Genomic DNA, 26,975 nt, shown 5'->3' on the forward strand with positions numbered 1-26,975 from the left:
TCCATTACTGACTTATTGGTGGATATAGCGATAAACCAGAGCGAGATGCGATAAAGTGAACAAAGCGCATCATAGGTTCACTCATTTCTAGGTCAGCGATCATGGTGTAGTTTCTTAGCTCAGAAAATGCGGCAATGTCGTCGATGTTCAACTGACGTTCGCCTGAAATAAGTGCATCAATAGCAATCAATGATTCCAGCTCGTCCAAAAGTAGCTTTAGCTCCGGAAGATATTCTTCGGTTCTCTGCAACGCTTGCTCTATGGGCTGACCCAAGACTTCTTTGCGAGATTCCACAAACATACTGAGAGCCTCTGGCGTAGATAGCTCTGGCAGGTCAAGTTGTGGCATTCGTGGATACAAAAGCTGAGACGAAACAGGATACAGCCTCTTAAGCAGATGGTTTAATGCTTCCGATACTTCGTAACTGGTGAACATTGGTGCATCTTGTTGGTCCAAATAACGAATTATGTCGAGGCTCTCGACCATCACAGTAGACTTATCATCGTGCTGTTGCTGCTCAAGCGCAGGGACCGTTAATCTCTCAAGTTTTCCCTCCAGTGATTCTGGCCATTGCCCCAAAGTCATGGGACTAATTTCGCAATTAAGGTTTTTAAGCCCGATCAAGGTTCTAACTCGAACGCAAAAAGGGCAGCTATCAAATACATGTAATTTCATTATGTTGTTCCTATTTGCCGGCATACTCATTAGTTGCCGTGCCAAATTGAGTAAGACATTCTTTCGACGTGTGCAGGTAGGTTTTCTTCATAGCCACGCCAATGGCTGAACTCCGGTAATTTGACAGTGTTCTTTAGTTCTTCTGTTGTTTTACCTTCTTGCATGCCTTCCCAGACTGCATCAAAAAGCGCTTTGTTGAAGCGGTAATCCTCTTTGAATGCCTCTGGTGAAGATGCTGGCATATGGCCACTGAGCACGGTGTCAAATTCGAGCTCGTTCAAAACACGTTCAAAGGTATTTAGAATCGCCACGTAGTTGTGCGCGGTAAGGCGATAAGGTTCATTGACATAACCGGGAAGATGCCAATCTACCCCCATAAGAACCTTATCTGCTGGCATATGAATGATACTCATGCAGTCACCGTCATTTGGTCCGTAATAATGTAAATCGACTTGCTTGCCACCTAACTTGATCGAGTAGCTGTCCGTATAAGTGGTATCCGGCTGGACGACTCTGTTTTCTAAGTCGCGACTCATCAATTCAGTACACTTTTCCTGAGTAATGAATTCTGCACCTTCCTCTTTAAATATCTGACCGCCTCGGGAGTGGTCAAAGTGGTCGTGGGAATAGATCACTTTTTTGACCGGCGCATCTGTGAGCTTGCTGATCTCTTTACGCATCATTTTTGAACGAGCTTCACCAGAAGGGTCGGTGACAATAACGCCGTCGTCTGTAACAACAACCAAACTGTTATAGAAGAACTGGGAGTACTGATATACGCCATCTTTAAGTTCGGTCATCACAGGCTTTGTAGGATCAAAACCATCGGCTGCAGAAACGCCAGAAATCATACCTAGCGTCAGGGTTAAAGTGGTCAGTTTTGAAGTAACAGACATTGTTCTTTCCTTTCGTCATTGAAGATGAAACAAAAGATAATTAACATTATTAAATAGAACAATTGAGTAAAAAGTAACTTCACTTAATACTAAAGGTATCGAATGGATAAGTATCGGAATATGCAGCTATTTTGTACGGTTGTCGACCGAGGCAGTTTTTCTAAAGCGGCTAAAGCATTAGGTGTTACCCCTGCGATTGTCGGTAGGCACATTGCCGCGATGGAGGAATCGTTAGGTTTTGTCCTATTGAATCGCACCACACGTAGCATGCACCTTACACCCGGAGGGAAAGCTTACTATGAAGGTGCGCAAACGGTACTGAGTCAGATAGAGCAATTAGAAGACTCACTCACAACGGCACACCAAAATAATCCTGAAGGTCTTATTCGACTGTCAGCACCAGATGGAATGGGACCTTTTCTGATGAGGGCCATTAAGGAATTTCGAACGGAATATACAGGCGTTCGCTTTGATCTCGTCTTATCTAACAATAAGTCAAACCTGATCGAGGAAGAGATTGATCTTAGTATTCGATTTGCATTCGAGTTACAAGATTCCTCTTACATTGCAACCAAGCTTGGCGAATCAGAGTTTGGTTTGTATGCCGCCCCTTCATATATAGAGGCACACGGTATGCCTTCTGATTACACCGACCTAAAAAATCATGATTGTCTGCATATGGGAAGCTCAAGAGATGGTGATTATTGGATGCTCACTGTTGACGGGAGAAGTATTTCTCATCGGCAGCCGTGGGTCGCTGTGATTTCAGATACAAACACTTTGCTGCAAGCGACCATGGATGGTTCGGGTATCGCCATGATTCCGAGCGTATTTGCACATTCACATGTTAACAGCGGCAATTTAACCAAAATAGAAAACGTTGCGGAATTTCCAATCATCAATATTTACGCAATGTACCCAACACGCAAGCATGTGCCTTATCGATTATCGCTGTTTTTGGAGTACTTAAAAGTGAACTTTGATCGAATAATTGGATAATTAGCTTCCCAAAGGTTAAATGGATTATAAAAGGGTAATCATAGTCGGTATTGGATTTAACTGAGGTTGGAAAATTTAGTTTATTTGATGATCTTAATCGTCGTTATAAATTGAAATATATTGATTTTAATATTTCCATAAATTCCCTTCTTCGATAAGTATATAATATATGGTGTATCGTGCTGTAATATGGGTTGTGAGATAAAAATCCCTAACTATCATCCCACATATTATTCAACTTATTGCACTTTATAATAGGGGTTTAAGACTAAGAATGGCCTCATCTGGAATTAGCACGTTGTTTCGATATGATTTGAACTAACCAGTTGTATTATATGAACATTATCTACAAAATATATTGGATTGTGTAACTTATATTGTTGGAATTGTGATTGAAAAATCGACTTTATTTTGACACGGCCTATTAATTATAATTATATTATTCTTTTGAATAACAAAAAGCAGGCTATGTTTAACTCGAAATCAATCAATCGATTGGATTACTCTCTTCTAGAACAACTTGGTTACTTGGTCACCGTTTATGACCAACAATGGCGCCCTGTCTATTCTTGCGAAAAGATGGTTGAGCTTTTGAGTATCAATGTTGTCGATTCGAGTAAACGAAGCTTGAAAGATTTTGTTGATTCGCAGGACTGGCTAGTATTGAAGGAGTCTGCGACGCTAAATGATGGTAAAGCTCATAATGTTAAACCCCCTCTTTTGGACATAAAACTTAGGATTAGAAGTACCACTAAAGAGCTATCTGATAATACCTTCTACATTTTTAGCTCAGAGATACTTACGCTTGATAGCGTTACTAAGAAGTTACCTGGGATTAATGAGAGCGTTATTTTAGATGTAGATAAGCATTTAAAGCTAGGTTACTGGCGATACGGGATCAATAATAACAGCCTATTGTGGTCGGAAGGTATATATCAAATACATGGATTATCACCCGATAATTTCACTCCAACATTAGACAGCGCTCTATCTTTTTATCATGAAGATGACCTGCCTATAATTAAAAGATTGGTTAATGATGCCATTGTTAAGAAAAGATCTTGGCATGCTGTCACGCTACGAATTGTTACTCCAGACGGTGGTGTTCGTTGGGTATTATCGAGTGGTTGTTTCTACCAACTAGCTGATAATAAAGATAGTTTTATCTGCGGTGTATTTGAAGATGTCACAGCGCAGCAGAGAGTTAGTAGTGAGCACAACTTTTTAGTGACAGCCTTAAAAGAAACCTCTGTTGGTATGGTTGTCGCTGATCATGACAAGAATGTTATATGGGTAAACAAATCCTTTGAACGAATCACTGGCTACAGTCTGATTGAAGTGGCTGGCAACAAGCTCGGCAATATACTTCAAGGAGAGGGCACAGATCCCGAAGTAGTGGAGGAGATCAGTGAGTTTCTACAAAAAGGCATGGCGATTAAAACTCGAATTAAGAATTACCACAAGAGTGGTCGCCCTTACTGGAATGAGTTATCAATTACTCCCATTACTAAAGATTCTAAAGTTGACTACTATTTCGCCGTCCAAAATGATGTTACCGATGAAGTCAATGCGAAGTTAGCTCTGCAAAATCTCAACCACGATTTAGAGGCGCAAGTAGAAGCGAGAACGATAGAGTTAAAAATCATCAATCAAAAGTTGAGCGAACAAGCGAATATTGATCCATTGACTGGCCTTCTAAACCGACGTCCTCTAAATGAGTACGTTTCCGAGGCTCAAACCGCGTTAAACGATGGAAACCAACCACTGTCATATATCCTGATAGATATCGATGATTTTAAGAGACTTAATGACAAATTCGGCCATTCGGTTGGCGACCTCGCATTAGAGAAAGTCGCTCAAGCGTTAATTGAGAATAGTCGTAAAGAAGATAAGGTTTTCCGTCTCGGTGGTGAAGAGTTTCTTGTGTTAATGAAAGCTGCTAACACGAGTGTCGCTCTCACAGTCGCAGAACGAATAAGACTGGCTATTGCGTCTACACCTATCTTTGTTGGCCATGGCCAAATTAACGTCACTGCAAGCTTTGGTATATTGACAGATGGACGGGGGTTATCCGTTGAAGAAAGTTTAAGGTTGGCAGACAAGTGTTTATATCAAGCAAAAGCGAGTGGTAAAAACAGAGTAGTGAGTGAGGTTAGGTAATCTCGCTCAACATAGGTAAAAGGAAATTTTACCTCAGTGTTAGCCGCAATTGCAGTCAACACTGAAGTCGGACCAAAACATATACCGCACACAGCGCTGGAAAATCAGTCCGCTTTTACCACTTCATTTCACCCATATGCACTTTAGCACCAATACTTAGCGCCATAGGCAGTTGTGCATCGGGGTAGGTTGCAGACATTTTGTCGATCACTTCCGCGCTATTCTTGCTGTTATCTTTTGCTTTCTGGAAGTATGAAAGGTACTGCTGGGAATAGCTTATAGTGTTTGCGTCAAGCTTGGTTCCAGCTTTCATGTGTCCTGGAATGACAATATCTGGTTTTAGCTCTTGCAGTTCTTTCAACTGTTTAACCCATGCTTTCTGGCTACTATCCGATTGCGCGTCAGCCATCCAAAGGTGCAAATTGCCATACACGGCGACGTTGCCCAGAACCGCTTTGTTAGAAGGGATCCACAAGTAAGGACGATGAGCCAATTCACCTTGTGTGCCACGAATCTCGATTTCGTGTCCGTCAACGGTCAGCACATTACCTTCGATAGCTTGTGGTAGATATGGTTCAACCGGAGCGTTGCCCCCCATTTTAGGTCCCCAAAAAGCCAATTTGCCAGCCAACTTCTTCTCTATAACCTCAATCACTTCCGGCGTGCTCAGAACTTGCGCTTTTGGAAACATCGTATGTAGCACTTCAGCACCAAAGTAGTAGTCTGGGTCAGCCTGACTGATAAAAATTGTTTTCAGCTCTTTGCCACTATCAAGAACTTTTGCGGCGATGCGCAAAGCGTCTGCTTTGGTAAATCCGGTATCGACAACCATGACTTCACTTTCACCGATTACTAATGTTGAGTTTACGTGGAAGCTGTTCTTGTCAGCGTTATAAACATCAAGAGTTAGTGGCGTGCTTTCTGCTGCGGTTGCATTAGTGGCGAGTAAGATAGATGCGGCCATTAGAGTTAAATTTTTCATACCGTTATCCTTCTATGTGTTTGGGTACGGAGAGGATAGTAAGGAATTGACGTGCTCAGAAAAACACACCAAACTGAGCATTATTGTTTCTTAATTCGAGCGAATATATGGATAGGCTAACAGCTGCAAAGGTGTTTGTTGATGTTGCAGCGACGGGTAGTTTTACTGCTACAGCAGGCAGGCTGGATATGTCTCGCCCTATGGTGACGAGATACATCGAGACGATGGAAGCTTGGCTGAATACCCGCCTTTTACATCGAACTACTCGAAAAGTATCGTTAACAACAGCGGGCCAAACATGCTTGGAAGAAGTTAAACAGTGGCTTGATCAAGCCGAAAGCCTAAGTGAGTTAGCAGATAACAGTGGTGAGTTGTCGGGCACAGTTCGGTTGGCAACCAGCATGTCATTTGGTTACTCTCAATTGGTGCCAGCCATTCAAGACTTTATGGTAGAGCACCCCAACGTAAACATCGATGTCGACTTACATGATTCAGTGACCGACCTAACTGAAAGCCAGATAGATCTTGCTGTCCGAATCGCCTCGACACCGGATCCGTCTTTGATAGGTAAACCGATATCGATATGTGAGTCAGTGGTGGTCGCTTCGCCAGAGTATTTGAATAGAAATAGTGCCATTTCTAAACCAAGCGACTTAACCGGTCATACTTGTCTTGGGTACAAAAATTTTCAACAACATATTTGGCATTTAACAAAAGACAACACACAACAATCGGTAGAAGTTAAGTGTAACTTGACAGCAAATGAGGCAACCGCCTTATTGCAAGCCGCATTGCATGGTGCAGGCATTGCTATCCAGCCATTCTATCTCGTGAACCAGTACATTAAAGATGGACAGCTTCAGCAGGTATTGCCGGATTGGAAACCTGACGACTTAACCATTTATGTTCTCTATTCTTCCAGAAAGTATATGTCACCAACTGTTCGTGCACTGATTGATCATTTATCAGATTACTTTTCTGAAGCTCGTTGGTAGTGCTTTAGTTGATATAAGAAACTAAGTAGATCCACTCACAATTCCCTTTTATAAATCTCCTAATGCATACTCGTAATGAGTATATTTTAACCAAGCTAAAAATTTTTGGGGACTTCTATGGATCGAGCGTTGTTAAAGGCTCATTTGGCGGTAATGACTGCAGTCGTTATTTGGGCGACATCTTTTATTGCCTTAAAAGTTGCGATTGGTGAAGTTGCACCTATGGTCGTGGTCTTTTTCCGAATGGCGATTGGTTCACTCGCTTTTTTGGTGGTTTGGCCGTGGATTCGTAACGGAATAAACTATCAAGCAGGAGACTGGAAGTTATTGTCAGGTATGGCATTACTTGAACCTTGCCTCTATTTTATTTTTGAAGCTCAAGCCATGCGTTTTACCAGTGCAGGTCAGGCCGGTATGGTGACTTCCATGCTGCCTTTAATGGTGGCTGTTGCCGCTTACTTCCACTTAAAAGAGCGTAATACTCCGCGTCAATGGATCGGGCTAATTATTGCCGTTCTCGGCGTTGTATGGATGACGCTGAGCGGAACCGAAAGCGAGCAAGCTCCCAACCCAGTATTAGGTAATCTATTGGAATTTGGCGCGATGGTGACTGCTGTTGGGTATACGTTACTTATTAAGCTACTAGTTCAGCGCTATTCAGCTTTTGTTTTAACTGCGATTCAAACCTTTGTCGGTACCATTTTCTTTTTGCCACTGGCATTAAGCTCTGATTGGCCAACCGATATTTCATTTAATGCTGTTAGTAGTATTGTCTACCTAGGCTTGGTGGTATCTCTTGGAGGGTATGGGCTATATAACTACTCACTGACTCGGATTAAAGCTTCTACGTCAGCAGGCTATATTAATCTAATCCCTGCATTTACTTTGTTTTTCTCTATGCTGCTGCTAGGCGAGCGTTTGGTTCTCACGCAATGGATAGCGATTGGAATTATCTTTTTTGGGGTGCTGTTGAGTCAGGATAGAACACCACAGGTAGAGCAGCAGGTACGAGTGTGACCTATTGACTGAAGTTTATTTATCAGCTGAATGAAACATCCCGCACGATTCTATCTGCAAATGTTTGACTATTCACTCATCACCATTAACATGAACGTCATCAGCTGAAATCGAGCTATCTAATTAATATTTATAGATTTATTTTGAAGGGTTACTGGGTTTAAGTGCGACCGAAACCTATATGTCTCGAGAGTTGGTATGAAAGCGGTACACAGCAGTAAAGGCGAAAATTATGGAACTTGAAGAGCAAGTAAAGAAACTGTCTGAAGTAGGCCTATCGTTGAATGAAGGGATTACAGTTGATCATCTACTCCTTTCATTTTCGAGAGAACAGTATGAGGCTGCGCCATTTGATTTGATCTTACTTGCCTACGGTCTTGAAGTAGAAGAAGAGCCTTGGGGACGTTTCATTTGCGACCAAGCTTGGAATTTTGATGTTGAAGCCATAGAAGACAATGGCTCTTATGTGGATATCGTTAACCAGTTCCATAGGATCACTGGCCAAGTTAAGCGTGTTGATGGGTTGCAAGACATGGTGAACATTGAAGAGTCTCGCGCAAAGCTTGAATACGAAGTAGATGGTGTAAAAAGAAGTTTAGAGCCAGTAGTCGAAAATGATTGGGCTGACGTCCAAGTCGTTACAACGATTATGGGTGACCTAAGTGAAGATGGGTATGATTTTTATCCAAAAGATAACGGACAGTCGAGTGTTTGGTTTTATCTATCCGATAAACAAGCTTTAGCGTTAAACAACTTAGCTAACAACGTATTTAATCTGAGCAACAGACCGTGGTGGAAAATATGGTAGGGCAGTCATAGATGTCTAAGCTTGAGAACACCGTCGAATGTTGCCTCCATGGTGAGCAACAAGAAACGTTTGTATGCCAACACATTGTACAGACTCTTAAAGATGAAATACCAAGAGGCTTTTGGTGGGCAGATAATCCTGAAAACCCAAGACCAGATGCGTGGTGTAGTGAGTGTGAAGCTATGGTGCAAAGAACTGGCGGGGAGTGGAACGATGAGAGTGGGGCTTTTGCTCAGGTAAAGCTACTCTGCGGCGTGTGCTATGACCAAGCTAAATCGTTCAACTTCCCTGACAAGAAACCATGGTGGAAGTTTTGGAAGTAAATGTTCATCGTCTATCAACTTCCCAATCTCTCCAACTTGAAAGAAAGGCAATTGAGTCAGCAGGCCCTCTACTGACTCTCACAAGATCAACTAATGCTTAATTTGTATCTCTTTTCTAACTTGTTTAAGAAGACATGCAGTTTCTGATTCATCTCATCGTAATTATGTTGTAGCAGGGTAGTAGGATCTTCTACAAATCTGAACTTCCTTGGTTCGGGCAGCTCATCATTTTCAATGAGCAACGCTACGACATGTTTGGTCAACTCCATATGGCATTGAAAACCGAAGACTAATTCACCATATGCCACAATTTGCCTTGGACATCCTTCACTAAAAGCTATGACTTGTGCATCAACTGTTAGCCCGGGCATATCATTGTGCCAGTGACCTACATCCAGCGTTTGAGAAAAATGGTCGAATAACGGGTGTGTTAGACCTATATCAGTAAGTGTGATTGGAAACATACCGATTTCACGCTCAGGGCTGTGTTCAAAGCGAGCCCCTAGCACCTCACCTATTAACTGAGAGCCCAAACAGATACCTAATACCACTTTTCCTGCATTAATGGCTTTTTCTATTAGCTCTTGCTCTCCTTTGCTATCAAAGTAAGTACATTGCTCAATAGTTGTCGCGGGATCTTGAGGGCCTCCCATCACAATAAGAAAGTCAATATCGTCGATATCTTGGAGGAGCGAATCTCCTTGGTAAACTCGAGAGTAGGTGATGGTATGCCCGTGTTTTTCTGCCCAAGATTCGTAGGCCCCTGGAGCCTCAAAGTGTTCATGAACAATGAAGTGAATATGCATCTTTCTTCCTCTTACTTAATGTTAGAGTTGAGATGTTATATTAAACCTCGATGGCGTAATCTATACTAACAGGCATGTTATGTAGATAAGTCGCCAACTATGAACGCTAATGATCTGATAGAAGAGTTTCCCAATCAGCAGTTAATCACTAAATCGACCAGAATGGCTGCTGGCTATATCGATGACTTCCACTCTCATCCATGGCATCAAATAGTGTTTCCAGTTCAAGGGTTATTGCAGTCGAATATTGGTGATACGTGTGCAATCGTCCCGCATAATGGGATGCTCTATATTCCCTCCAATACGATTCACAAATCCGTAGCTGTGACTGATACGATATTTTTGGCGATCTATCTCAACCCAGATAAGTTGATTCAATATCGTGATGAGCCAAAATCCTGTCAGGTGAGTGCGTTTATAAAAGAGCTGATTTTAGTTTTGTTTGAGTGCAATACGTCGTCGCAATCTGAATCCAATGTTTCAAATCTGCTTGCGGTGTTACACGATCAAATTGAGTTGGCGAGTAGTTATGAAATACCGCTATTGATACCTAAAGACAAACGCCTTTTGTCTATCTTTTCTCAACTTAAACAGCAGCCTGATTTGCCTTACACATTGAAGGAATGGGCCCAACAAGTTGGCGCATCAGAAAGAACTCTATCTCGGTTGTGTTCAAAAGAGTTCTCTCAATCATTTGCATTGTGGCGACAAAATATAAGGTTGGTTTTATCTTTGCAGATGCTAGACACGGAAATGAGTATACAGAGTATAGCTATCAGTTTAGGGTACTCGTCTGACTCTGCTTATACATTTGCTTTCAAGAAAACATTTAACCAGACGCCAAGTAACTATCGGAATAACATGTTAGAGCGTAGATTCGCGTCTAGCGCTCTAATGAACCAGCTATAAAGCGACGTTTGTCGCTGATGTTTTGGAATCTTATCTAACGCTTGTTACTGGGGTGAGTGCCCGGTCTTTTTAGCTAATTTCTGCATAGCTTCCGCGAAGGTTGTTGTCCCGCCTTTTGCTTTAACCTGAACCACTTTAAATCCTAATTTCTCTAGCGCTTGGCGCTCTTCCACAACACCTTTGTCATTTTGTTGGCTGCCCGGTGCAGGCTGATGAATGTAACACTCTTCTAGCTGGCCATCTTCAACTAGCTGGTGGTGTTTTAGTGCGTCGATATCAAATTTCATAGTGAGTCTTTTTGTTTTGAAGAGTGAATTCTTGAGGAAAAGTCGATTTTACTGATGGCTTGTACCTTACGGTATTTTAGTTGCAAAAAGCTAGTGTAAATAGAGTAACGGAGCACATGTTATTGGGTAAGCTTTGCTCTTTATGGTGACTAATTATGCAATCTATCAGTTACTACTAAGTCAATGTAATGAATGAGGAGAAATTGAGTATTTTGATTTTATAAAATTAGAATAAATACCCTAATAAAGTAATTAAAAATTCATGTTTTTGATTGGTAATTGTCTGTTTTACAAACAGTAAATTGGATGTTGAGTGTTCACTCTTTTGGTTTGTCGAGTGACTATCGCTCAAAAATTAAACATTCGTGTGGTGAATGATTTGGACTTTAGCGCAATTAATTTATAGCTGAGTAGCCCGCTCGGGGATTTTATAAATGATTCTTGATGGGCTATGTGTGAATAAAAATATGCTAAAGGAAAAAGCAGATGCACTATACAACGTTAAAAATGAAAGGCTTAATGCCACTGTCTGCCATAGCAGTGGCAATGGCATTCTCTATGTCAGCGCAAGCGGCACCATTCTCTGGATTCGATGAATCTAACTTGCCGACCAAATACATCGTCAAGTTTAAAGAAGATACGTCGAGCCCTTCACTGATGGGTGGAAACTCCTTTTGGGGGCCACGCATTGTGCAAGAGTCCGTATTAGATCAGCTCAAAGCACGCAAAGTAGAAAAGTTAGGAAACAGCGCTATCTACAGTGTGGAGATGGAAGACTCAGAGTTAGGGAAACTGCGTAATCGTAGTGATGTTGAATATGTGGAAATTGATCCACCACGATACCTGTTAAGCGAAACTATACCTTGGGGATACGAAGCAGTAAATGCTCAGCTTTTGGATGACTCAAACGCTGGCAATCGTACCGTGTGTATTATCGATTCAGGCTACGATCTCGCTCATAACGATCTGAGTGGTAACCTTGTGTCTGGAACTAACGACAGCGGCACCGGTTCTTGGAGCGTACCTGGAAACAATAACGCGCATGGAACACACGTAGCAGGCACTATCGCTGCGATTGCGAATACCGAAGGCATTAAAGGTGTGATGCCAAACCAGAATGTGAATCTGCATATCGTTAAGGTATTCAATGAAGCGGGTTGGGGGTATTCGTCTAGTTTGGTGAAAGCGGTACAAACGTGTGCAGATAATGGTGCGAACGTGGTTAACATGAGCTTAGGTGGTAGCCAATCAAGTGTGACCGAAAGAAATGCGCTGAAAGCCGTTTACGATAACGGCGTTCTGCTGATAGCCGCTGCTGGTAATGATGGCAATACAGCGCACAGCTACCCAGCATCTTACGACTCCGTTATGTCGGTTGCTGCGGTTGACGATAAGAGCGATCACGCTGCGTTTTCTCAAGCAACAAATCAAGTTGAGATTGCAGGTCCGGGTGTAGCCATTCTATCTACCGTGACGTTGGGTGAAGGTAAACTATCAGACATTAGACTAAATGGTGTCAGCCAGTTTGAGCGTGGTATTGTGCCGCACAACCGCTTGGTTCAAAGTGGCGGTAGCTACGGTCCTGATCCAGTCGCAGGTTCAATCACGGCAGAACTGGCAAGCTGTGAGGTCTCTGGTAGCCGTTTCAATTGTGGCGATATGTCAGGCAAAATTTGTTTGACGGAGCGTATCGGTAATCAGTCATCGGGTAGCTACCCTGAGATTGATGCAGTTCAAGCCTGTTACAACGCTGGAGCAAGCGCAGCGATTGTTTACAGTAACTCCGAACTATCGGGTTTGCAGAATCCTTTCCTTGTTGACCAAAACAACGCAGCGCGTATGGTATCGGTGACGGTTGATCGTGCGTTTGGTCAAGAACTGGTGGGCTATGTCGGTCAAGAGATCACGGTTTCAACCACCAAAGGTGAAGACTACGAGTACTACAACGGTACTTCCATGGCGACACCGCACGTCACAGGTGTGGCGGGCTTAGTGTGGAACTATCACCCAACGTGTACCGCTGCACAGGTGCGTAATGCGCTGATCAAGACAGCAACGGACATTGATGTCGTGGGGCGTGACAATCGCACTGGTCATGGTCTTGTGAACGCAGATGCTGCGAAGCAATATCTAGATGCGGGTTGTAATGGTCCTGATGGTTCAGGTAGTGGAACCGATCTGAACAGCTACACCAATTCTGATGCTGTTGCGATTCCTGATAGCAGTGCTTCGGGCGTTATTAGTGAGCTTGATGTGGTTCGTTCTGGCGATGCGGGTTTGGTAACGATTGATTTAGACGTTTCTCATACCTACATTGGAGACTTACGTATCACGCTGACTTCTCCAACAGGCGGACAAGTTGTGTTGCATGACAATCAAGGCGGCAGTGCCAACGATATCAATACCACTTACCAAGTCGACTTCTCTGGTTTTGAGTCTCAGGGTGCTTGGGAACTAAAAGCGGTAGACAGTGCCAGAAGAGACACAGGAACCATCAACAGTTGGACACTAACCTTTCAATAAGGAGTGACTATGAAGGCGTTGAACTTAGTTTCGTTGTCTGCAATGGGTGTGAGTGCGCTATTAGCACTCGGGCTGAGCTCACACAGTTTAGCTAACAACCAAGGTTTTCCTTTGGTGGATAAACGCCCTGAACAAGCTGAGCAACAACCTACGCGTTACTTCGTTAAGTATGTAGAAGGGAAGGAAAGCGAGGTGAGAGCGCTTCTTCAACAGCACGACATTCAAGTGGTCGATGTGCTGTTGGACCAGCATGTGCTGATTGTGACTGGCGAGCAATCCGAACTGGATAACCTTGCTGAGCACGAATCAGTGGAATACACCGAGCCAGAGCCTGTGCGAAGGCTATTGTCTCAGTAAAACACTTCAATAATCTGTTCAAATATGCAAACGCCCCTTACTCTAGGGGCGTTTTTTTGTTTTCACTTCAAACTCTATTTTTGCTGGTCTCGCTAAACTGCACATGATTAGGTTGGCTTGTTCGTGCAACATCAGACCTCTAAAGTTAAGATTTGAGCAGGATATTCAATTAAACGAGTCCACCGTTAGCGCGAATCACTTGGCCATTTATCCATGCTCCGTCATTACCAACAATGAATGAGACGACTGATGCTATGTCTTGCGGTGTACCAAGTCTGCCGAGAGGGGACATGTTGGCCAGTCTATCAATTACCTCTTTTGACTTGTCTTTTAAGAACAGGTCGGTCGCTGTCGGTCCTGGGGAAACAGCGTTAACGGTGATCTCCTTTCCTCTTAACTCCTTAGACAATACTCGAGTTAGTGTCTCTACAGATGCTTTAGTTGCGGCGTAAATGCCGTAGTTTTCCATGTTAAGTTCGGTCACAGACGAGGACAGATTGACTATCCGACCTCCATGAGCCAAATGCGTTGCAGCTTCTCTCAATGTATAGATTACCCCTTTAAGGTTGATATCAATTTGTCGAGCGACTGATTCGTTCGATATGTCAGCGATTGGAGCCAACTCCATGACACCGGCATTGTTAACAAGTACATCTATTGAGCCCAGCTCATGCTGTATGTCATGAAACATTTGTTGAACGGCTGAAGGGTTGGAAACATCAGCACGATAAGAGATTGCCTTACCACCCTCAAACTCGATCTCCTTTATTATCTCATCTGCCAAGTCACTTTGGCGGGAGTGGTTTACAATGAGAGTAAATCCATCCTTTGCCAGTTTCTTTGCTATCTCTGCACCAATGCCTTTTGAAGAACCGGTAACTAGTGCAACTTTACCTTTGCTTTTCATTGAGTTCATTCCAAATAGATTAGTCATAATGGGCTTTCCGTTTGCGTTGTTTGTTAACTCGAAAAACCTTAGCACTTAACTAAATTCGGATAATCGGCTATAAATTGGTAACTGAATTCAATATTTACGAACAATCATGGATAGAATTGATGCCATGCGAGTGTTTGCTCGGGTGTTAGAGCGTCGCAGTTTTACTCTTGCCGCTGAAGACTTACAGATGCCTCGTTCGACAGTGACCGATGCAGTCAAAAAGCTCGAACTAAGATTAGGCGTTCGTCTTTTTGAGCGGACGACGAGACATGTCAGTCCGACGTTAGACGGGGAGAATTTTTACAAACGCTGTATCTCCATCATCAAGGATATTGAAGATGTAGAAAGTTTGTTTACCACCCAGCAGCCTAAGGGCAGGCTTCGTGTCGATGTTCACGGGACTCTCGCTAGGCATTTTATTCTTCCTAGATTATCGGAGTTTCTTAGCAAGTACCCAGAGATAGAGCTATTTATGAGTGAGGGAGATCGGCTGGTTGATCTACTTCGCGAAGGTATAGATTGCGTGGTCCGCGTCGGCGAGCTGCATACTGACGAGTTAGTGGCTAGGAAGCTCACCACGTTAGAAGAAGTGACTGTCGCTTCTCCGGATTATCTGCAAAGGAACGGGATACCACACACGTTGGAGGAACTGTCTAACCATAAAATGGTGGGGTTTTGTGTAACAGGACAATCGGGGCCTATGCCACTTGAGTTCTCTGTCAAAGAAAAATTGCTCTTTAAGAGTCTGCCTACGTCATTGTTAGTAAATTCGGCGGAATCATTGGTTGATGCAGCAAAAACGGGACTAGGCATCATCCAAGTGCCCAAATACCATGTCGAAAATGACCTGAGAAATGGCAGTCTAGTGGAACTGCTCTCAGAGTTTCCTCCTGCGTCTTCTCCAGTCTCGATTCTTTACCCGCGTACGCGAAATGACTCACCACGCGTCAGAGTGTTCATTGAATGGCTTCAAAGTACATTAGATAAATAATGGTTTATCTTGAATCACTCATACCCTTGAGAGGATAGGAAAGAGTGAATTTGCTCTCTTTTTTCTCTCATGAACTCGATGAACCGCTGAGACTTTTGAGGAAGGTGTGTTCGATCTTGGTAGACCAATAGCATGGTTTTATCTTGCGGAACCCAAGGCTGGAGAAGGAGTTTGAGTTTGTTTTCCTTAAGCTCTTTGTAAAGCATGGATATAGGAAGATAACAAATGCCTGCACCTTCTAAGCAAAGCTGTTTGCTGACAAAAAAGTCATCGCAAGTGATGCCGCTCGTTTGAGATATTTCAATCGTTTCATTATGGTCCCTGAAGCGCCAGGGTAGGAAATATCCTTCCACATGATTTCGAATGCATGGCAACGATGTTAGTTGATTTGGATGGTTAATCTCCGGAAGTTGGGCTGCAAGTTCACTCGATATAGCGAGTACATACCTCACCGGAGATAACGTCATTGCAACCAATGATGAGTCATTTAATGGGCCGAGCCTAAACGCAAAATCCAAGCTCTGCTTTGTCATGTCTTGATAGCGGTTTGATGACGTGAGGTTGATTCGTATAGAGGGGTAACGCGCTTGAAATTCTGCAAAGAGTGTTGCGAGTAAGTTTTGACTCAACGCCCTTGGTGCCGTGATATTTAGAGTTCCGACCGGCTTGTTTGCAGCATCTTCTGCTTGGTCATAGAGTTCGCTGACTGTATCGGCGATCAACTGTGCTTTTGGTAGAACTTGTTGCCCTAGCTCGGTAAGTGACAATGATCGAGTAGAACGATTAATCAGTTTACCGCCTAATTGCTCTTCCAACTGCTGAATTTTTCGGCTAACGGTCGTTGTCGGTACATTCAATTGTCTCGCTGCTTCAGCAAAACTATTCAGTTCGATGACCTTTGCGAACAAAGGTAGTGCAGATATCTCTTTCATTGTGTTTCTCTTGTCCCGTATGTGGGATAGTGAAGCCCAGTTATTGTATCTAGTCAATATAATCGGGATTAACTAAAGTATATCCATACCGCAGCATTCACTGCCTGAACAAATTAACGCTCAGCTCGATAGGAGAACATCATGGATATTTTAGTATTAGGCGCAACAGGTAACACAGGTTCTGAAGTGGTTCGTCAGCTTAAACTCAAAGGCGCGGACTTTGGTGTGATGGTTCGTAAGTCGAAATCCGCAGAAGCGATGTATTTGAAAGCCGAGCAGATTCGTGAAGGTGACTTCTCTGATGTTGAATCGATGAAAAGCGCAATGAAAGGCGTTAAGCGTATCTACGTTTCTATGCCCATTCACCAAGATAACGAACTTTGGGTGGCGAATGTGATTGAAGCGGCACAAGCTGCGAATGTAGAGCACGTAGTCAAACTTTCGGGCATGGGGGCAAAGATCGATGCAGGTTCTGAGATCATTCGTACTCATGTTATTACCGACAACTTGCTTAAAGAATCAAACCTACAATGGACTATCATTCAACCGAATTCGTTCTTCCAGAACTTGTACGGAAGTCTAGAAACCATCAATAGTATGGGGCAATTCTTCTTGCCTTTGGCAGACGCAAAACAGAGTGTGGTCGATATTCGAGATGTGGCAGCGGTTGTTGTTGAGGCGTTAACTGGTGATGGTCATCATAGTCAAACATATCTGTTATCAGGCCCAGAGGCTCTAACTTTTGCTGAACAAGCAGCAGTATTGTCGCAGGCCATGGGCAAAAATATCGAATACGTTGCCATCTCTGAGGAGGCTTTTGCCAGCGCCATTAAAGAAGCGGGAATGGACGAGTGGTTTGCTAACGCACTCGCTGAGATCATGGCGTGGTTTGCTACTGGAGCTTATACAGAAGTTACCGATACTGTGGAGCGTGTAACGGGCAAGCCAGCCAGAACCTTCTCAGATTTTGCCGATGAGTTTGCTCATGCGGTTACGAAGTAGATATCATGAAAGTTTGATAAAAGTAAAAAGGCACATTGATGAATGTGCCTTGCTACTAATTAGCTCAGATTACTTTTTGAAGCTCGAATCACAGTTCGAATAACACATCAGTACGAATGATGTGTTTAACTCCTGAAAGAATTGGTGCTGAGCCATGTAGACAATGGAATGGGTGGGTTCCGTGTGGGAAACACAACACGCTTCCGCTTGGCGTTCTTACCGATTCAATGTTGGCTCCTTCATGTTGGTGAGCGGGTCTAGTCGGGTCATCACGGTTGACCATAAACTGGGTTTCGCCACCAACAAAGTCATCCGTTAATAGAATCAGAAAGGTATACATACTCCAACGGTCACCAAAGGCATCATCGACTAACTGATTGTCGACAATTTGGCTTCCCGGCCATGAACCGTCAATGTGCATTTTGAAATAGTCGCCTTGTTCGTAACGATAAAATCGAAAACGACCATTGATCCCAAGTGGTTGCTTGTTGCCAAAGTGTCCGTATTGATCACTGAAATGATCGCGGCAGCGTTGCCAAATTTGCTCCAAGGTCTCAGTGTCGGCAATGAAATTGAGGTTACTGTTGTGGCGAATCTCTCTTGGCAATGACACCGCAGCATCTTCGGTAAAACCAAGCTCGTTGGTTGCTGCCAATATACGCTTTACCTCTTCAGGTTTTAACACGTTGAGCAATTGAAATGCCCCAGGTACGTTGTCGACCTCTTTTCTCGTTACACCTTGGTATTCACTGTCGAGCAAAAACGGGTTTTGATTCTTAGGTGCCCATACAGGTAAGTCGTTTCGCTGAGTGCCAGACTCTCTTCTGACAACATAAAATGATTCGTTATTCGTCATTGGTCTCTCCTTATTTTGAAACGACTCGAACTTGTGCAAACTGGCGGTGCCCATCGGCCGAGCCGTGGAAGCCTAAACCGCTTTGTTTTGCGCCAACCCAAGGTGCGTCGCCACTGCCGCCTTGGCCTTGGTTAATTCCTACCATGCCAGCCTCAAGCTCTTCCGCAACGCCTTGAACGCCTTGGTTACCGAAGACGACCGCACCCAAGCCATATTCACTGGCGTTTGCTCTTTCGATTGCCTCTTCAACGTCTGAGTAACGGCTGATCGCAACAACAGGGCCAAAGGTCTCTTCTGTTTCAATCTTCATTTCTGGCGTCATCCCAGTGATTACCGTTGGGCGGATGTAACGCTCAGGTTGTTGTGAACCGCCTAGTAAAATCGTGGCGCCTTTCTCTTCTGCATCTTTGATTTGTTCAACGATCTTGGCGTGTTGTGTTGCGTTGATGATGGGACCAATGTTGACGCTTGGCATATCCCAAGGGCCAATTTGGTACATGTTGGCGATTTCGGTAACGCGTTGTTCAAATTTATCGGCGATACGTTCATCAACGTAGATACGCTCTATAGAGGTACACATTTGGCCCGAGTTCTCAAAGCTACCTGCCACGGCAAAGCGTGCCGCTTGTTCGAGGTTAGCATCGCGCATGACGATCATTGGGTCTTTACCACCCAATTCCATAACAAGGCGTTTCACCTTAGAAGCTGCGCGCGCCATGATGTCTTGACCTGCGACTTTAGAGCCTGTGAATGCGATCATATGGATATCGCTTTCGACTAAGGCTTTTCCTGTCTCTCGGTCGCCATGAACAATGGTCAACACGTCTTCAGGAAGATGTTTTTTGAGTTCGCCGAAGAAGGTTTCTGCCACCAAAGGTGTCTCTTCTGATGGCTTCAAAACCACGCTGTTACCCGCCACCAACGCAGGAACAATCAGGTTATTGGCCATCATGACGGGATAATTCCAAGGCGAAATCACACCAACAACGCCTAGAGGTCGGTACTGCAGTTCCGTGCCACCGGATAGTTGACGAGTAGTGAGCGCGCGTGCTGCATCTTGTGCGTAATGTTGCCCCATGTACACCGCACCGCCTGCCTCGCCAGCTGCTCGGCGAATGTCTTTACCCATTTCACGGGCAAGCAGTTCAGAGAATGAGTCTGTTAGGTGGTCGATCGCTTGGTATGCGCTGTTGATGATGCGTGCTCGCTCAGGGAGCGGTGTTTTTCGCCAAAGCTTTTGAGCGACATTCGCTCTGGCAACCGCGGCATTAACTTGTTCTGTTGTTGAGTTTTCAACTTCGCCCAACAACTCTCCATTGCTAGGGTCAAAAGATTGAATAAGGCTGGTCATACTCATTGTCTCCAAGTATTTGTATTTATTACGCTGAAGGCTTCCTCTCCGGGTTTGTCTTCAACTGTGTTTGTAATTTTTAGATAATTAGATATCTAAAAATCTCGATATGTGGTTTTAAATAAATAGGGAGGTGTGAAACATGCTCCCTATTTATGGAATTAAAGTGAGTCGTTCAGCTGAGCAAGGAACAGCTCAATAATTTCGTCGTTTCGCTTGTAGTAAGTCCAAGAACCAATGCGCTTTGAGCTGACGAGGTTCGCTCGCTGCAAGTTCGACAAGTAAGAAGAGACAGTCGATTGCGATAGGCCACTTTTTTCTTGAATAATACTGACACAAACGCCTTCGACTTCAGCATCAACGAGCTGTTTCTCGAGATTGAAGTGTTCATGTGGCGACTTAAGCCAATGTAAGAAATTACGCCTTACCGGGTTGTTAATCGATTTTAGAATTTCGTTGATATCTAACATGCCGAATGGTTTCTTATCTTGATACTACGTTGGTTGATGATGCAGAGCATACGCCTAAAAATAGGATATCGCAATATCTCGAAATGCTGTTTGGGCCATGTTTTTGTTCTATGGTATAGCCAAATGAAGGAAGTATGACCGTGTGAAAGGCCTAAACAAGTGGTTTGAGAATACGAAAACAGCCTCAAACGCTAAGTTCGGGGCTGCTGAATTTGAGAGCTAGCTAGAAGTATTGGTCTTCTAGTTTGAGGACAATCACTCTTACATTGTTGCTATCAATAACCTTAATTGGTGCGGTAAACAGAAAAGGACTACATCGTGATTAGACATATCTTGTTAATTAAATTTAAACCAGAAACTGCTCAAGCGCAGATTGAAGAGTTGATGGCGATGTTTATTTCAATGACTGACAAGGTTGATGGTGTAATTGATGTTGAATGGGGAGAAAACAACAGCCTAGAAGGAAAAAATAAGGGCTACACACACTCTGTTTTTATGACATTCGCAGATGAGGCAGGACGTGACAACTACTTACCTCACCCAGAACATAATGCGTTGAAGGACGTCTTTAGACCGATACTGGATGACATCATCGTATTTGACTATCAACCTGCGTAGAAGGTGATTCACGGGGCTTGGGAGATATGTTCATGTCTTAAACCTAACTCAACACAGAGCTTTGGTTCATTTTAAGAACGTTTGGCTCATAGCTTCGCGTTGTGGATAAATTCGGTTTCTGTGTCAGAGGTGAGTGCGTGGTTTCTCACTCACCTCTGTTGTTAGAGCATTTAAGCATTCGCAAACTTAAACGTTCGATAGCCGCCGATTAAGTTTCTTGCTTTAAACCCATTGTTTACGAGTTGGCGATAGGCTACGTTACCGCGTAACCCAACTTGGCAGTAGATAATGATCTCTTTCTCTTTTGGCAACTCATCCATGCGCTGACGAAGTTGATCGACGGGTATGTTGATAGCACCTGAAATAAATCCGACGTTCCCAAGTTCAGCCGGGTTTCGTACGTCCAACAGAACCTGATTGTCATTTAGATTTGTGACTTCATCAAAGTGTATTGGTGTTGCGTCACCTTTGATGATGTTGCTTGCCACAAAAGCAGCTTGGTTAATCACATCTTTGGCACTGCCATATGGCGGCGCGTAAGTGAGCTCTAAGTGCTGAAGCTGCTCGACAGTCATGCCTGCTCGTTGAGCAACGGCCATCACATCAATACGTTTATCGACACCATCTTTACCAACCGCTTGAGCACCCAGGATTTTTCCAGTGGATGGCTCAAACAGCATTTTGAATGAGACAATTTCTGCACCTGGGTAGTAACTGGCGTGGCTGGCGGTGTGCACGTAGACTTTTTCATACTCGACACCTTCACGCTTCAATTGCTTCTCGTTTTTACCTGTTGAGGCAACGGCAAGGTCAAAGATCTTACAGATGGCAGTGCCTTGTGTCCCTTGATAGGTTTCATTGCGTCCGAGCATGTTGTCGGCAGCCATTCGACCTTGGCGGTTTGCAGGCCCTGCAAGCGGAACTAACGTTTGTGCGCCTGTGACAAAGTCTTTCTCTTCGATAGCATCACCGACAGCGTAGATACTTGGATCACTCGTCTGCATTGAATCGTTAGTGTAAATGCCGCCTAATGCACCGATTTGAAGCCCAGCTTCTTTTGCCAACTTAGTCTCAGGACGCACTCCAATGGCCATGATCAAAATATCGGTAGTGAGCGATTCACCGTTGCTAAGAGTCAGTTCGATCTCACCTTCAATATGTTGATGCTCTTCGTTTTCACCAGAGTCGATACTGGCCATGTGTTGGTTCGGAATGTATTCGACCGCTTCAAGTGCAACGCCTAATTTAAGGTCAACACCTTTCTCTATAATTTCAGCATGAGCGAAGCCCGCCATTTCACGATCTACAGGCGTCATCACCTGATCCGCCATTTCAATTAGTGTGGTTTTGATCCCCAACTGGTGGAAGGCTTCCATCATCTCTAAACCAATGAATCCGCCACCAACCACCGTCGCGTGTTCAGGCTTGTTCATTTGAATGGTTTTAATGATGCGATCCATATCAGGGATGTTTCGCAGTGAGTGGGTTAACGGGTTATCAATACCAGGAATTGGCGGAACCACGGGACCAGCGCCAGGGCTGAGCAAGAGGAAGTCATAGCTTTCAATATACTCACTACCATCAAGAAGATTCTTAATGGTGACCTGTTTGTTGTGTCGGTCAATGGATACGACTTCGCTCATAACGCGGACATCAACGTTGAATCGAGCTAAGAAGCTCTCTGGCGTTTGCAGTAGAAGCTTACTTCTATCTTCGATGTCGCCCCCTATGTGGTATGGCAAGCCGCAATTCGCAAACGAGACGAAACTTCCTCTTTCGAACATGATGATTTCTGCATCTTCACTCAAGCGACGAGCACGTGCAGCGGCTGATGCGCCACCTGCAACGCCACCAACAATAACAATCTTAGTCATAAGGTCACCTTTTATTCTTCTGATTGGCGACCACTATAAAACCCATAATTAGAAAAGTCTAATTTAAATTTAACTAAATTAGCATTGACTAATTTTAAGGGTTGAATCATCATAGTAGCCAGAGTTAAGTGATGAGATTGAATCGATGAACATTGAAGAGATGCGTGACAACGCAAATGAAACTGCTGAGTTTTTAAAATCGATGGCTCACCCCGACAGGCTGATGGTTTTGTGTCAATTGAGTGGTGGTGAAGTAGGCTTCACGGAATTGCTGGAGTCTTCCCATCTAAGTCAATCTGCATTCTCACAACAGCTCACCGTGCTCAAAAAGAAGGGTTTGGTGAAAGTAAGAAAAGAAGCGCAGCAAGTGTTTTATTCGTTAGCCGATGACCGAGTCATGATGTTGATGGGGTCACTTCACAGCGTATTTTGTAAACATCAACAAGAGGAGAAGTAGATGGGCTTTTCAATGCCTTGGCATGCGTTGGCTGGTGGTGCCTTGCTCGGCTTGTCCGCAGGTCTACTCATGTTATTTAGCGGTAAAGTCGCTGGTATCAGCGGGATTTTGGGTGGATTACTTACCCCGAAAGCGGGAGACCGATTATGGCGAGTGCTGTTTCTGTTTGGCATGGTGATCAGCATTGTATTTACACGCCCAATTGGTTTTGAACTGCCGGATTTAAGCACAATGAATCTAGGCTTGGTTGTGGTTGCAGGTGTATTAGTTGGTATTGGCACGCGCCTAGGCAATGGCTGTACTAGTGGACATGGCATTGTTGGCATGGGGCGTTTCTCTAAACGCTCAATCGTCGCGACATGCACGTTTATGATTGTCGCGATTGTCGTTGTATTTGTTCGTCGTAACTTGGGAGTGCTATAAATGAATCCTATCTCTTTGTTTGTCGCTCTTTTGTCTGGCGTACTTTTCGGTGCTGGAATGAATATATCCGGAATGGTCGACCCTGCTAACATCTTTGCGTTTCTCGATATCACGGGGGATTGGGATCCGAGCCTTGCGTTCGTGATGGGAGGAGCTTTGCTCGTATTCACGCCTTTCTACCATTTCATTATTAAACCTCGCAGTAAAACCATTGATGGCAATGCTATTAGCCTGCCTACGAATACAAAGATTGATCGCAAACTGATTTTGGGCGCATCTATTTTTGGCTTAGGTTGGGGAATCGGTGGTATCTGCCCGGGACCAGCGGTCGCCAGTTTGGGCGAGGGCAGCATTACCATCATCTCATTTATTGCGAGTATGCTGATTGGAATGAAGTTGGTTACTTTAGTCTCGAATAAATAACTGTATATCTTTTTTACTGATCTGCCCGACTCTAAATATGCGCTAGGTTTTTTATTGCTAGATTCAAAGTCAGTTTAACGAACTCGAATCGAATGCAAAAACTATGGATTTGTTTTGTGGCTTGCAGTAGATATTTTATTCAGTGGGCTTACGGTACCTGCGAAGTGTTCACCAATGACATGCGTATAGATTTGTGTCGTTGCGACATCTGAGTGGCCTAACAATTCTTGAACAGTACGAATGTCTTGTCCAGAACGTAGTAACTCAGTTGCAAAGCTATGACGAAAAGTATGGCAGGTGATTCGCTTATTAAAGATCTTTGCCTGTTGTACAGCACGTTTTAAGGCCTTTCGTGGTGAAGAGTCGTGTAGGTGATGTCGGCAGAGTTGATTGGTTACTGGATGTCTAGAGATAGTTGTTGAAGGAAAGATAAACATCCATGAACTTTGTTTAAACGCGTTGGGGTACTTTTTACCAAGAGCATGAGGTAGCGAAGGGCCGATACCTTGTTTATTATCATTTTTTTGTATTGTTGATACTCTGTCTATTTGCTGTTGGAGTAATGAAATCATGACGGGGCTTAGTAATGTCACTCGATCTTTTTTACCTTTCCCATCACGTACTGTTAACGACAAGTTAGTGAAATCTAGGTCTTGTATTCTGAGTCGTAAACACTCACTGATTCTTAATCCTGATCCATAAAGCAACGAAAATATTATGTGATTCACACCCGATAGATGCGAGAGAATAGCCTGCACTTCGTTGGCCGTTAGAACGTTTGGTAGTTTGCGTGGTTTTTTGGCATAGGTAAAACCTAAATCCCCTAATGGTAGTTGTAAAAATTGATTGTAGAGGTAAGCAATTGCGTTGAGCGCAACTTTTTGAGTGTTAATTGCTACGCACTGCTCGTTAGCAAGATAAGAAAGAAAAGCCGTTACTTCGCTTTCGCCTATATCTTTTGGATGTTTGAGTTTATGGAATCGGATGAAGTATTTTATCCAGTATAAGTAGGCCTTTTCGGTCTTGATACTGTATCCTCGCATCCGCATGTGTCGGCGAATTTCTTCCAAAAATTTGCTTGCCATCGTCACCTCCTCTCTCTGTTTATTTATACAGTTTATTTGAGTTAGATTCGGTTTGAGTATGAAAAATGGCTTGTTTTGCCGAGAGTCTATTCTCGTTTAGTTGATAGAGGATTCGATAAGCTATTGTTATCAATATGATTCGCGCTATTTCTTCCTCGGATAACGCGCATTGTTAAAAAGTGATAACACGCGTGCTCGTTTTTATATAAAGACAAAATGCGAAACGTGAAGTATATGCATTATATCTCAATGGTTTATGATAGTTTTAAGACAAGTTAGGCAAGCAGAAAAACGAGCTGGCTTGTTATTAACAATGTTATGTGTGTCGGGTCAATTCGGGTTTAGGAGTACAGTTTGGCTAAAAAGTATTATGTGGTTTGGAAAGGTCGAGAGACTGGCATTTTCACAACGTGGGCGAAGTGCAAATCATTAGTTGATGGTTTTGCAGGAGCAAGATTTAAATCGTTTCCAACTTTAGAGGAAGCGGAATCTGCGTTTGGTAAAAAAGCAAAATCTACAGCACCAAAGGCTAAAACCAAGATCGTAAAAAAATCTAGCAAGTTGAAATCAGTTCCATTATCTCAAGAGCAAATAGACGCAATGCCGTTTGAAGTAAAAATCTACACCGATGGTGCTTGTGAACCTAACCCAGGAGAGGCGGGTACTGGGCTTGCAGTCTATGAGAACAATAAGTTAACTGAACTCTGGTATGGTTTGTATCAATCATTCGGTACTAACAATACTGCCGAGCTTCATGGACTCAATCAGGCTCTACTACTTGCTAAGGAGAAGTTAGCCACAGGAAGCTCAGTTGGTATCTTTTGCGATTCTAAATACTCTATCGACTGTATTACAAAGTGGGCTAGTGGTTGGGAGAAAAAAGGTTGGACTAAGTCTGGCGGTGAAATTAAAAACTTAGACATAATTAAACCAGCTTATTCTCTCTATCAAGAAATATCATCTCAAATTACGATTCACCATGTGAACGGGCATGTTGGCATCGAGGGTAATGAGTTAGCTGATAGGATGTCTATCATAGCTATTGAGTCTCAAGACGAAAGTCTTTCTTTGTATAGAGAAACTCATAATATTCCTGAACTTTTAGCGTTGCGTACTGGTTGATAGACACACATAACAAAGCGTTTAAGACAGATTCCCAACGCTTGGCATTTTTCACTCCATCGCTGGGATTTGTGTTTAAGGTGGTATGGTTAAGTTTAGTGGTGGCGTTGCTCACTACTTAACGCGGCGTTATATGAAGTCGTGAAATTTAGGGGTATAAATCAAACCGGTCTCTCAGACCATTCGTCCATATTCCCGGCAATTTAGCTCTGTATTTCCCCAAGTTCTTTGTTCCCCAACCGGTTTATATCCAAGGTTCGTGAGTTGCCTTCCTTACGTTCATCGTTTGTTTGTTGTGAGTCTGGTGTGCCTAAATCGCTGAAAGTATCATTTCATAGAAACCGGTCTGCTTTGCTGAACATTCGCTGGTTGAGTTTCGAGTAAACAAAAGCATCCGTGGGTTAGTTGGTCCGTGTACTGCTTTTGTTGAAGCTATGCAGCACAGCTTGTTGGCTAAGGCGGTTTCTTGGGTCACTCCAACATTGCATATGCTGTTGGTTTGGTCGCAGTCTTTGGCAGGGGTTTCGTGATAAATTTGGCTTTGGTGATAAATTCATATAACAAGGCATTTAAGAGGGATTCGCCAACGCTCGGTACTGTCGGTTTGGTCGGGTTCAGTGGTTAAAGGCGGTCTGTTTGAGTTCAGTGTAAGTGTTGGCTCACCCCTTAATGCGGCGTTATGCGTCATTACGAGTA

Annotated in this window: 28 protein-coding genes; 16 read left to right on the forward strand and 12 right to left on the reverse strand. The window is 43.6% G+C overall.

The features are described 5' to 3' along the window. Positions 1–4: 4 nt before the first annotated feature. On the reverse strand, positions 5–676 hold the full coding sequence (gene grxB / locus KI743_RS10850) for a glutaredoxin 2 (RefSeq protein WP_285466381.1): 672 nt from the start codon (positions 674–676) through the stop codon (positions 5–7). Between the two features lie 29 nt (positions 677–705). Continuing rightward, positions 706–1,572 carry an MBL fold metallo-hydrolase gene (locus tag KI743_RS10855; RefSeq protein WP_285466382.1) on the reverse strand — a complete coding sequence of 289 codons (867 nt, stop codon included), beginning with the start codon at positions 1,570–1,572 and terminating at the stop codon, positions 706–708. Between the two features lie 102 nt (positions 1,573–1,674). On the opposite strand from KI743_RS10855, the gene KI743_RS10860 reads away from it, so the two are divergent. Both KI743_RS10860 and KI743_RS10865 read left to right on the forward strand, forming a co-directional pair. Next, entirely contained in the window at positions 1,675–2,571 is an 897-nt protein-coding gene (locus tag KI743_RS10860; RefSeq protein WP_285466384.1) for a LysR family transcriptional regulator, read from the forward strand. 468 nt (positions 2,572–3,039) lie between these two features. Continuing rightward, positions 3,040–4,731, forward strand: a complete 1,692-nt coding sequence (locus KI743_RS10865; RefSeq protein ID WP_285466385.1) for a sensor domain-containing diguanylate cyclase — start codon at positions 3,040–3,042, stop codon at positions 4,729–4,731. A gap of 115 nt (positions 4,732–4,846) precedes the next feature. Here KI743_RS10865 and KI743_RS10870 read toward each other — a convergent pair whose 3' ends face one another. After that, complete coding sequence (locus KI743_RS10870) at positions 4,847–5,713, reverse strand: MBL fold metallo-hydrolase (protein ID WP_285466386.1); 867 nt, start codon at positions 5,711–5,713, stop codon at positions 4,847–4,849. 107 nt (positions 5,714–5,820) lie between these two features. Between KI743_RS10870 and KI743_RS10875 the strand changes: the two genes are divergently transcribed. The 4 genes from KI743_RS10875 (at position 5,821) to KI743_RS10890 (ending at position 8,856) form a co-directional block, all read left to right on the forward strand. Continuing rightward, positions 5,821–6,708 carry a LysR family transcriptional regulator gene (locus KI743_RS10875; protein WP_285466387.1) on the forward strand — a complete coding sequence of 296 codons (888 nt, stop codon included), beginning with the start codon at positions 5,821–5,823 and terminating at the stop codon, positions 6,706–6,708. A 117-nt stretch (positions 6,709–6,825) separates the two neighbouring features. Continuing rightward, on the forward strand, positions 6,826–7,725 hold the full coding sequence (locus KI743_RS10880; RefSeq protein WP_285466388.1) for a DMT family transporter: 900 nt from the start codon (positions 6,826–6,828) through the stop codon (positions 7,723–7,725). Positions 7,726–7,957: 232 nt separating this feature from the next. Then, positions 7,958–8,533, forward strand: coding sequence for a hypothetical protein (locus KI743_RS10885; RefSeq protein ID WP_285466389.1), 576 nt, complete (start codon positions 7,958–7,960; stop codon positions 8,531–8,533). A gap of 11 nt (positions 8,534–8,544) precedes the next feature. Continuing rightward, positions 8,545–8,856: a hypothetical protein gene (locus KI743_RS10890; protein ID WP_285466390.1), complete on the forward strand. Its 312-nt coding sequence runs from the start codon at positions 8,545–8,547 to the stop codon at positions 8,854–8,856. Between the two features lie 86 nt (positions 8,857–8,942). Here KI743_RS10890 and KI743_RS10895 read toward each other — a convergent pair whose 3' ends face one another. Continuing rightward, the gene (locus KI743_RS10895; protein WP_285466392.1) at positions 8,943–9,662 is read right to left on the reverse strand and encodes a glutamine amidotransferase; all 720 of its coding nucleotides are present in this window, start codon (positions 9,660–9,662) and stop codon (positions 8,943–8,945) included. A 99-nt stretch (positions 9,663–9,761) separates the two neighbouring features. Here KI743_RS10895 and KI743_RS10900 point away from each other — a divergent pair, with 99 nt between their 5' ends. Then, a complete protein-coding gene (locus tag KI743_RS10900; RefSeq protein ID WP_285466393.1) occupies positions 9,762–10,571 on the forward strand; it encodes an AraC family transcriptional regulator in 810 nt (269 codons plus the stop codon). A gap of 44 nt (positions 10,572–10,615) precedes the next feature. On the opposite strand, the gene KI743_RS10905 is transcribed toward KI743_RS10900, so the two are convergent. After that, positions 10,616–10,858 (reverse strand): hypothetical protein, encoded by a 243-nt coding sequence (locus KI743_RS10905; protein WP_285466394.1) that lies wholly within the window; start codon positions 10,856–10,858, stop codon positions 10,616–10,618. Positions 10,859–11,344: 486 nt separating this feature from the next. Between KI743_RS10905 and KI743_RS10910 the strand changes: the two genes are divergently transcribed. Together KI743_RS10910 and KI743_RS10915 are read left to right on the forward strand one after the other, a co-directional pair. Next, positions 11,345–13,381 carry a S8 family serine peptidase gene (locus KI743_RS10910; RefSeq protein ID WP_285466395.1) on the forward strand — a complete coding sequence of 679 codons (2,037 nt, stop codon included), beginning with the start codon at positions 11,345–11,347 and terminating at the stop codon, positions 13,379–13,381. Between the two features lie 9 nt (positions 13,382–13,390). Beyond that, a complete protein-coding gene (locus tag KI743_RS10915) occupies positions 13,391–13,738 on the forward strand; it encodes an ATPase (RefSeq protein WP_285466396.1) in 348 nt (115 codons plus the stop codon). 169 nt (positions 13,739–13,907) lie between these two features. Here the strand turns inward: KI743_RS10915 and KI743_RS10920 are convergent, their stop codons facing one another. Then, a complete protein-coding gene (locus KI743_RS10920) occupies positions 13,908–14,672 on the reverse strand; it encodes an SDR family oxidoreductase (protein WP_285466397.1) in 765 nt (254 codons plus the stop codon). A 109-nt stretch (positions 14,673–14,781) separates the two neighbouring features. Here KI743_RS10920 and KI743_RS10925 point away from each other — a divergent pair, with 109 nt between their 5' ends. Beyond that, positions 14,782–15,666 (forward strand): LysR family transcriptional regulator, encoded by an 885-nt coding sequence (locus KI743_RS10925; protein WP_285466399.1) that lies wholly within the window; start codon positions 14,782–14,784, stop codon positions 15,664–15,666. Positions 15,667–15,680: 14 nt separating this feature from the next. Here KI743_RS10925 and KI743_RS10930 read toward each other — a convergent pair whose 3' ends face one another. Then, positions 15,681–16,598: a LysR family transcriptional regulator gene (locus tag KI743_RS10930; protein WP_285466401.1), complete on the reverse strand. Its 918-nt coding sequence runs from the start codon at positions 16,596–16,598 to the stop codon at positions 15,681–15,683. Between the two features lie 141 nt (positions 16,599–16,739). On the opposite strand from KI743_RS10930, the gene KI743_RS10935 reads away from it, so the two are divergent. After that, complete coding sequence (locus KI743_RS10935) at positions 16,740–17,600, forward strand: SDR family oxidoreductase (protein ID WP_285466402.1); 861 nt, start codon at positions 16,740–16,742, stop codon at positions 17,598–17,600. Between the two features lie 88 nt (positions 17,601–17,688). Here KI743_RS10935 and KI743_RS10940 read toward each other — a convergent pair whose 3' ends face one another. The 3 genes from KI743_RS10940 to KI743_RS10950 all read right to left on the reverse strand — a co-directional run bounded on the left by KI743_RS10940 (position 17,689) and on the right by KI743_RS10950 (position 20,277). Then, positions 17,689–18,456 carry an oxidoreductase gene (locus tag KI743_RS10940; protein WP_285466403.1) on the reverse strand — a complete coding sequence of 256 codons (768 nt, stop codon included), beginning with the start codon at positions 18,454–18,456 and terminating at the stop codon, positions 17,689–17,691. A gap of 10 nt (positions 18,457–18,466) precedes the next feature. Next, a complete protein-coding gene (locus tag KI743_RS10945; protein WP_285466404.1) occupies positions 18,467–19,807 on the reverse strand; it encodes an aldehyde dehydrogenase in 1,341 nt (446 codons plus the stop codon). Positions 19,808–19,968: 161 nt separating this feature from the next. Further along, entirely contained in the window at positions 19,969–20,277 is a 309-nt protein-coding gene (locus tag KI743_RS10950; RefSeq protein ID WP_032550853.1) for a helix-turn-helix transcriptional regulator, read from the reverse strand. A 318-nt stretch (positions 20,278–20,595) separates the two neighbouring features. Here KI743_RS10950 and KI743_RS10955 point away from each other — a divergent pair, with 318 nt between their 5' ends. Then, entirely contained in the window at positions 20,596–20,895 is a 300-nt protein-coding gene (locus KI743_RS10955; RefSeq protein WP_285466406.1) for a Dabb family protein, read from the forward strand. Between the two features lie 170 nt (positions 20,896–21,065). Here the strand turns inward: KI743_RS10955 and KI743_RS10960 are convergent, their stop codons facing one another. Continuing rightward, a complete protein-coding gene (locus tag KI743_RS10960) occupies positions 21,066–22,769 on the reverse strand; it encodes an FAD-dependent oxidoreductase (RefSeq protein WP_285466407.1) in 1,704 nt (567 codons plus the stop codon). Positions 22,770–22,914: 145 nt separating this feature from the next. Here KI743_RS10960 and KI743_RS10965 point away from each other — a divergent pair, with 145 nt between their 5' ends. The 3 genes from KI743_RS10965 to KI743_RS10975 are packed head-to-tail and all read left to right on the forward strand — an operon-like array spanning position 22,915 to position 24,072. After that, positions 22,915–23,226 carry a metalloregulator ArsR/SmtB family transcription factor gene (locus tag KI743_RS10965; RefSeq protein ID WP_152470852.1) on the forward strand — a complete coding sequence of 104 codons (312 nt, stop codon included), beginning with the start codon at positions 22,915–22,917 and terminating at the stop codon, positions 23,224–23,226. Beyond that, positions 23,227–23,649, forward strand: a complete 423-nt coding sequence (locus tag KI743_RS10970) for a YeeE/YedE family protein (protein ID WP_285466409.1) — start codon at positions 23,227–23,229, stop codon at positions 23,647–23,649. Continuing rightward, positions 23,650–24,072 (forward strand): YeeE/YedE family protein, encoded by a 423-nt coding sequence (locus tag KI743_RS10975; RefSeq protein WP_032550857.1) that lies wholly within the window; start codon positions 23,650–23,652, stop codon positions 24,070–24,072. Between the two features lie 101 nt (positions 24,073–24,173). Here KI743_RS10975 and KI743_RS10980 read toward each other — a convergent pair whose 3' ends face one another. After that, entirely contained in the window at positions 24,174–25,157 is a 984-nt protein-coding gene (locus KI743_RS10980; RefSeq protein WP_285466411.1) for an integron integrase, read from the reverse strand. Between the two features lie 354 nt (positions 25,158–25,511). On the opposite strand from KI743_RS10980, the gene KI743_RS10985 reads away from it, so the two are divergent. Further along, positions 25,512–26,279, forward strand: a complete 768-nt coding sequence (locus KI743_RS10985) for a ribonuclease H family protein (protein WP_285466413.1) — start codon at positions 25,512–25,514, stop codon at positions 26,277–26,279. The last annotated feature ends 696 nt before the right edge of the window (positions 26,280–26,975 follow it).

It is taken from the genome of Vibrio sp. D420a, assembly GCF_030248625.1.
Lineage (GTDB): Bacteria > Pseudomonadota > Gammaproteobacteria > Enterobacterales > Vibrionaceae > Vibrio > Vibrio fortis_A.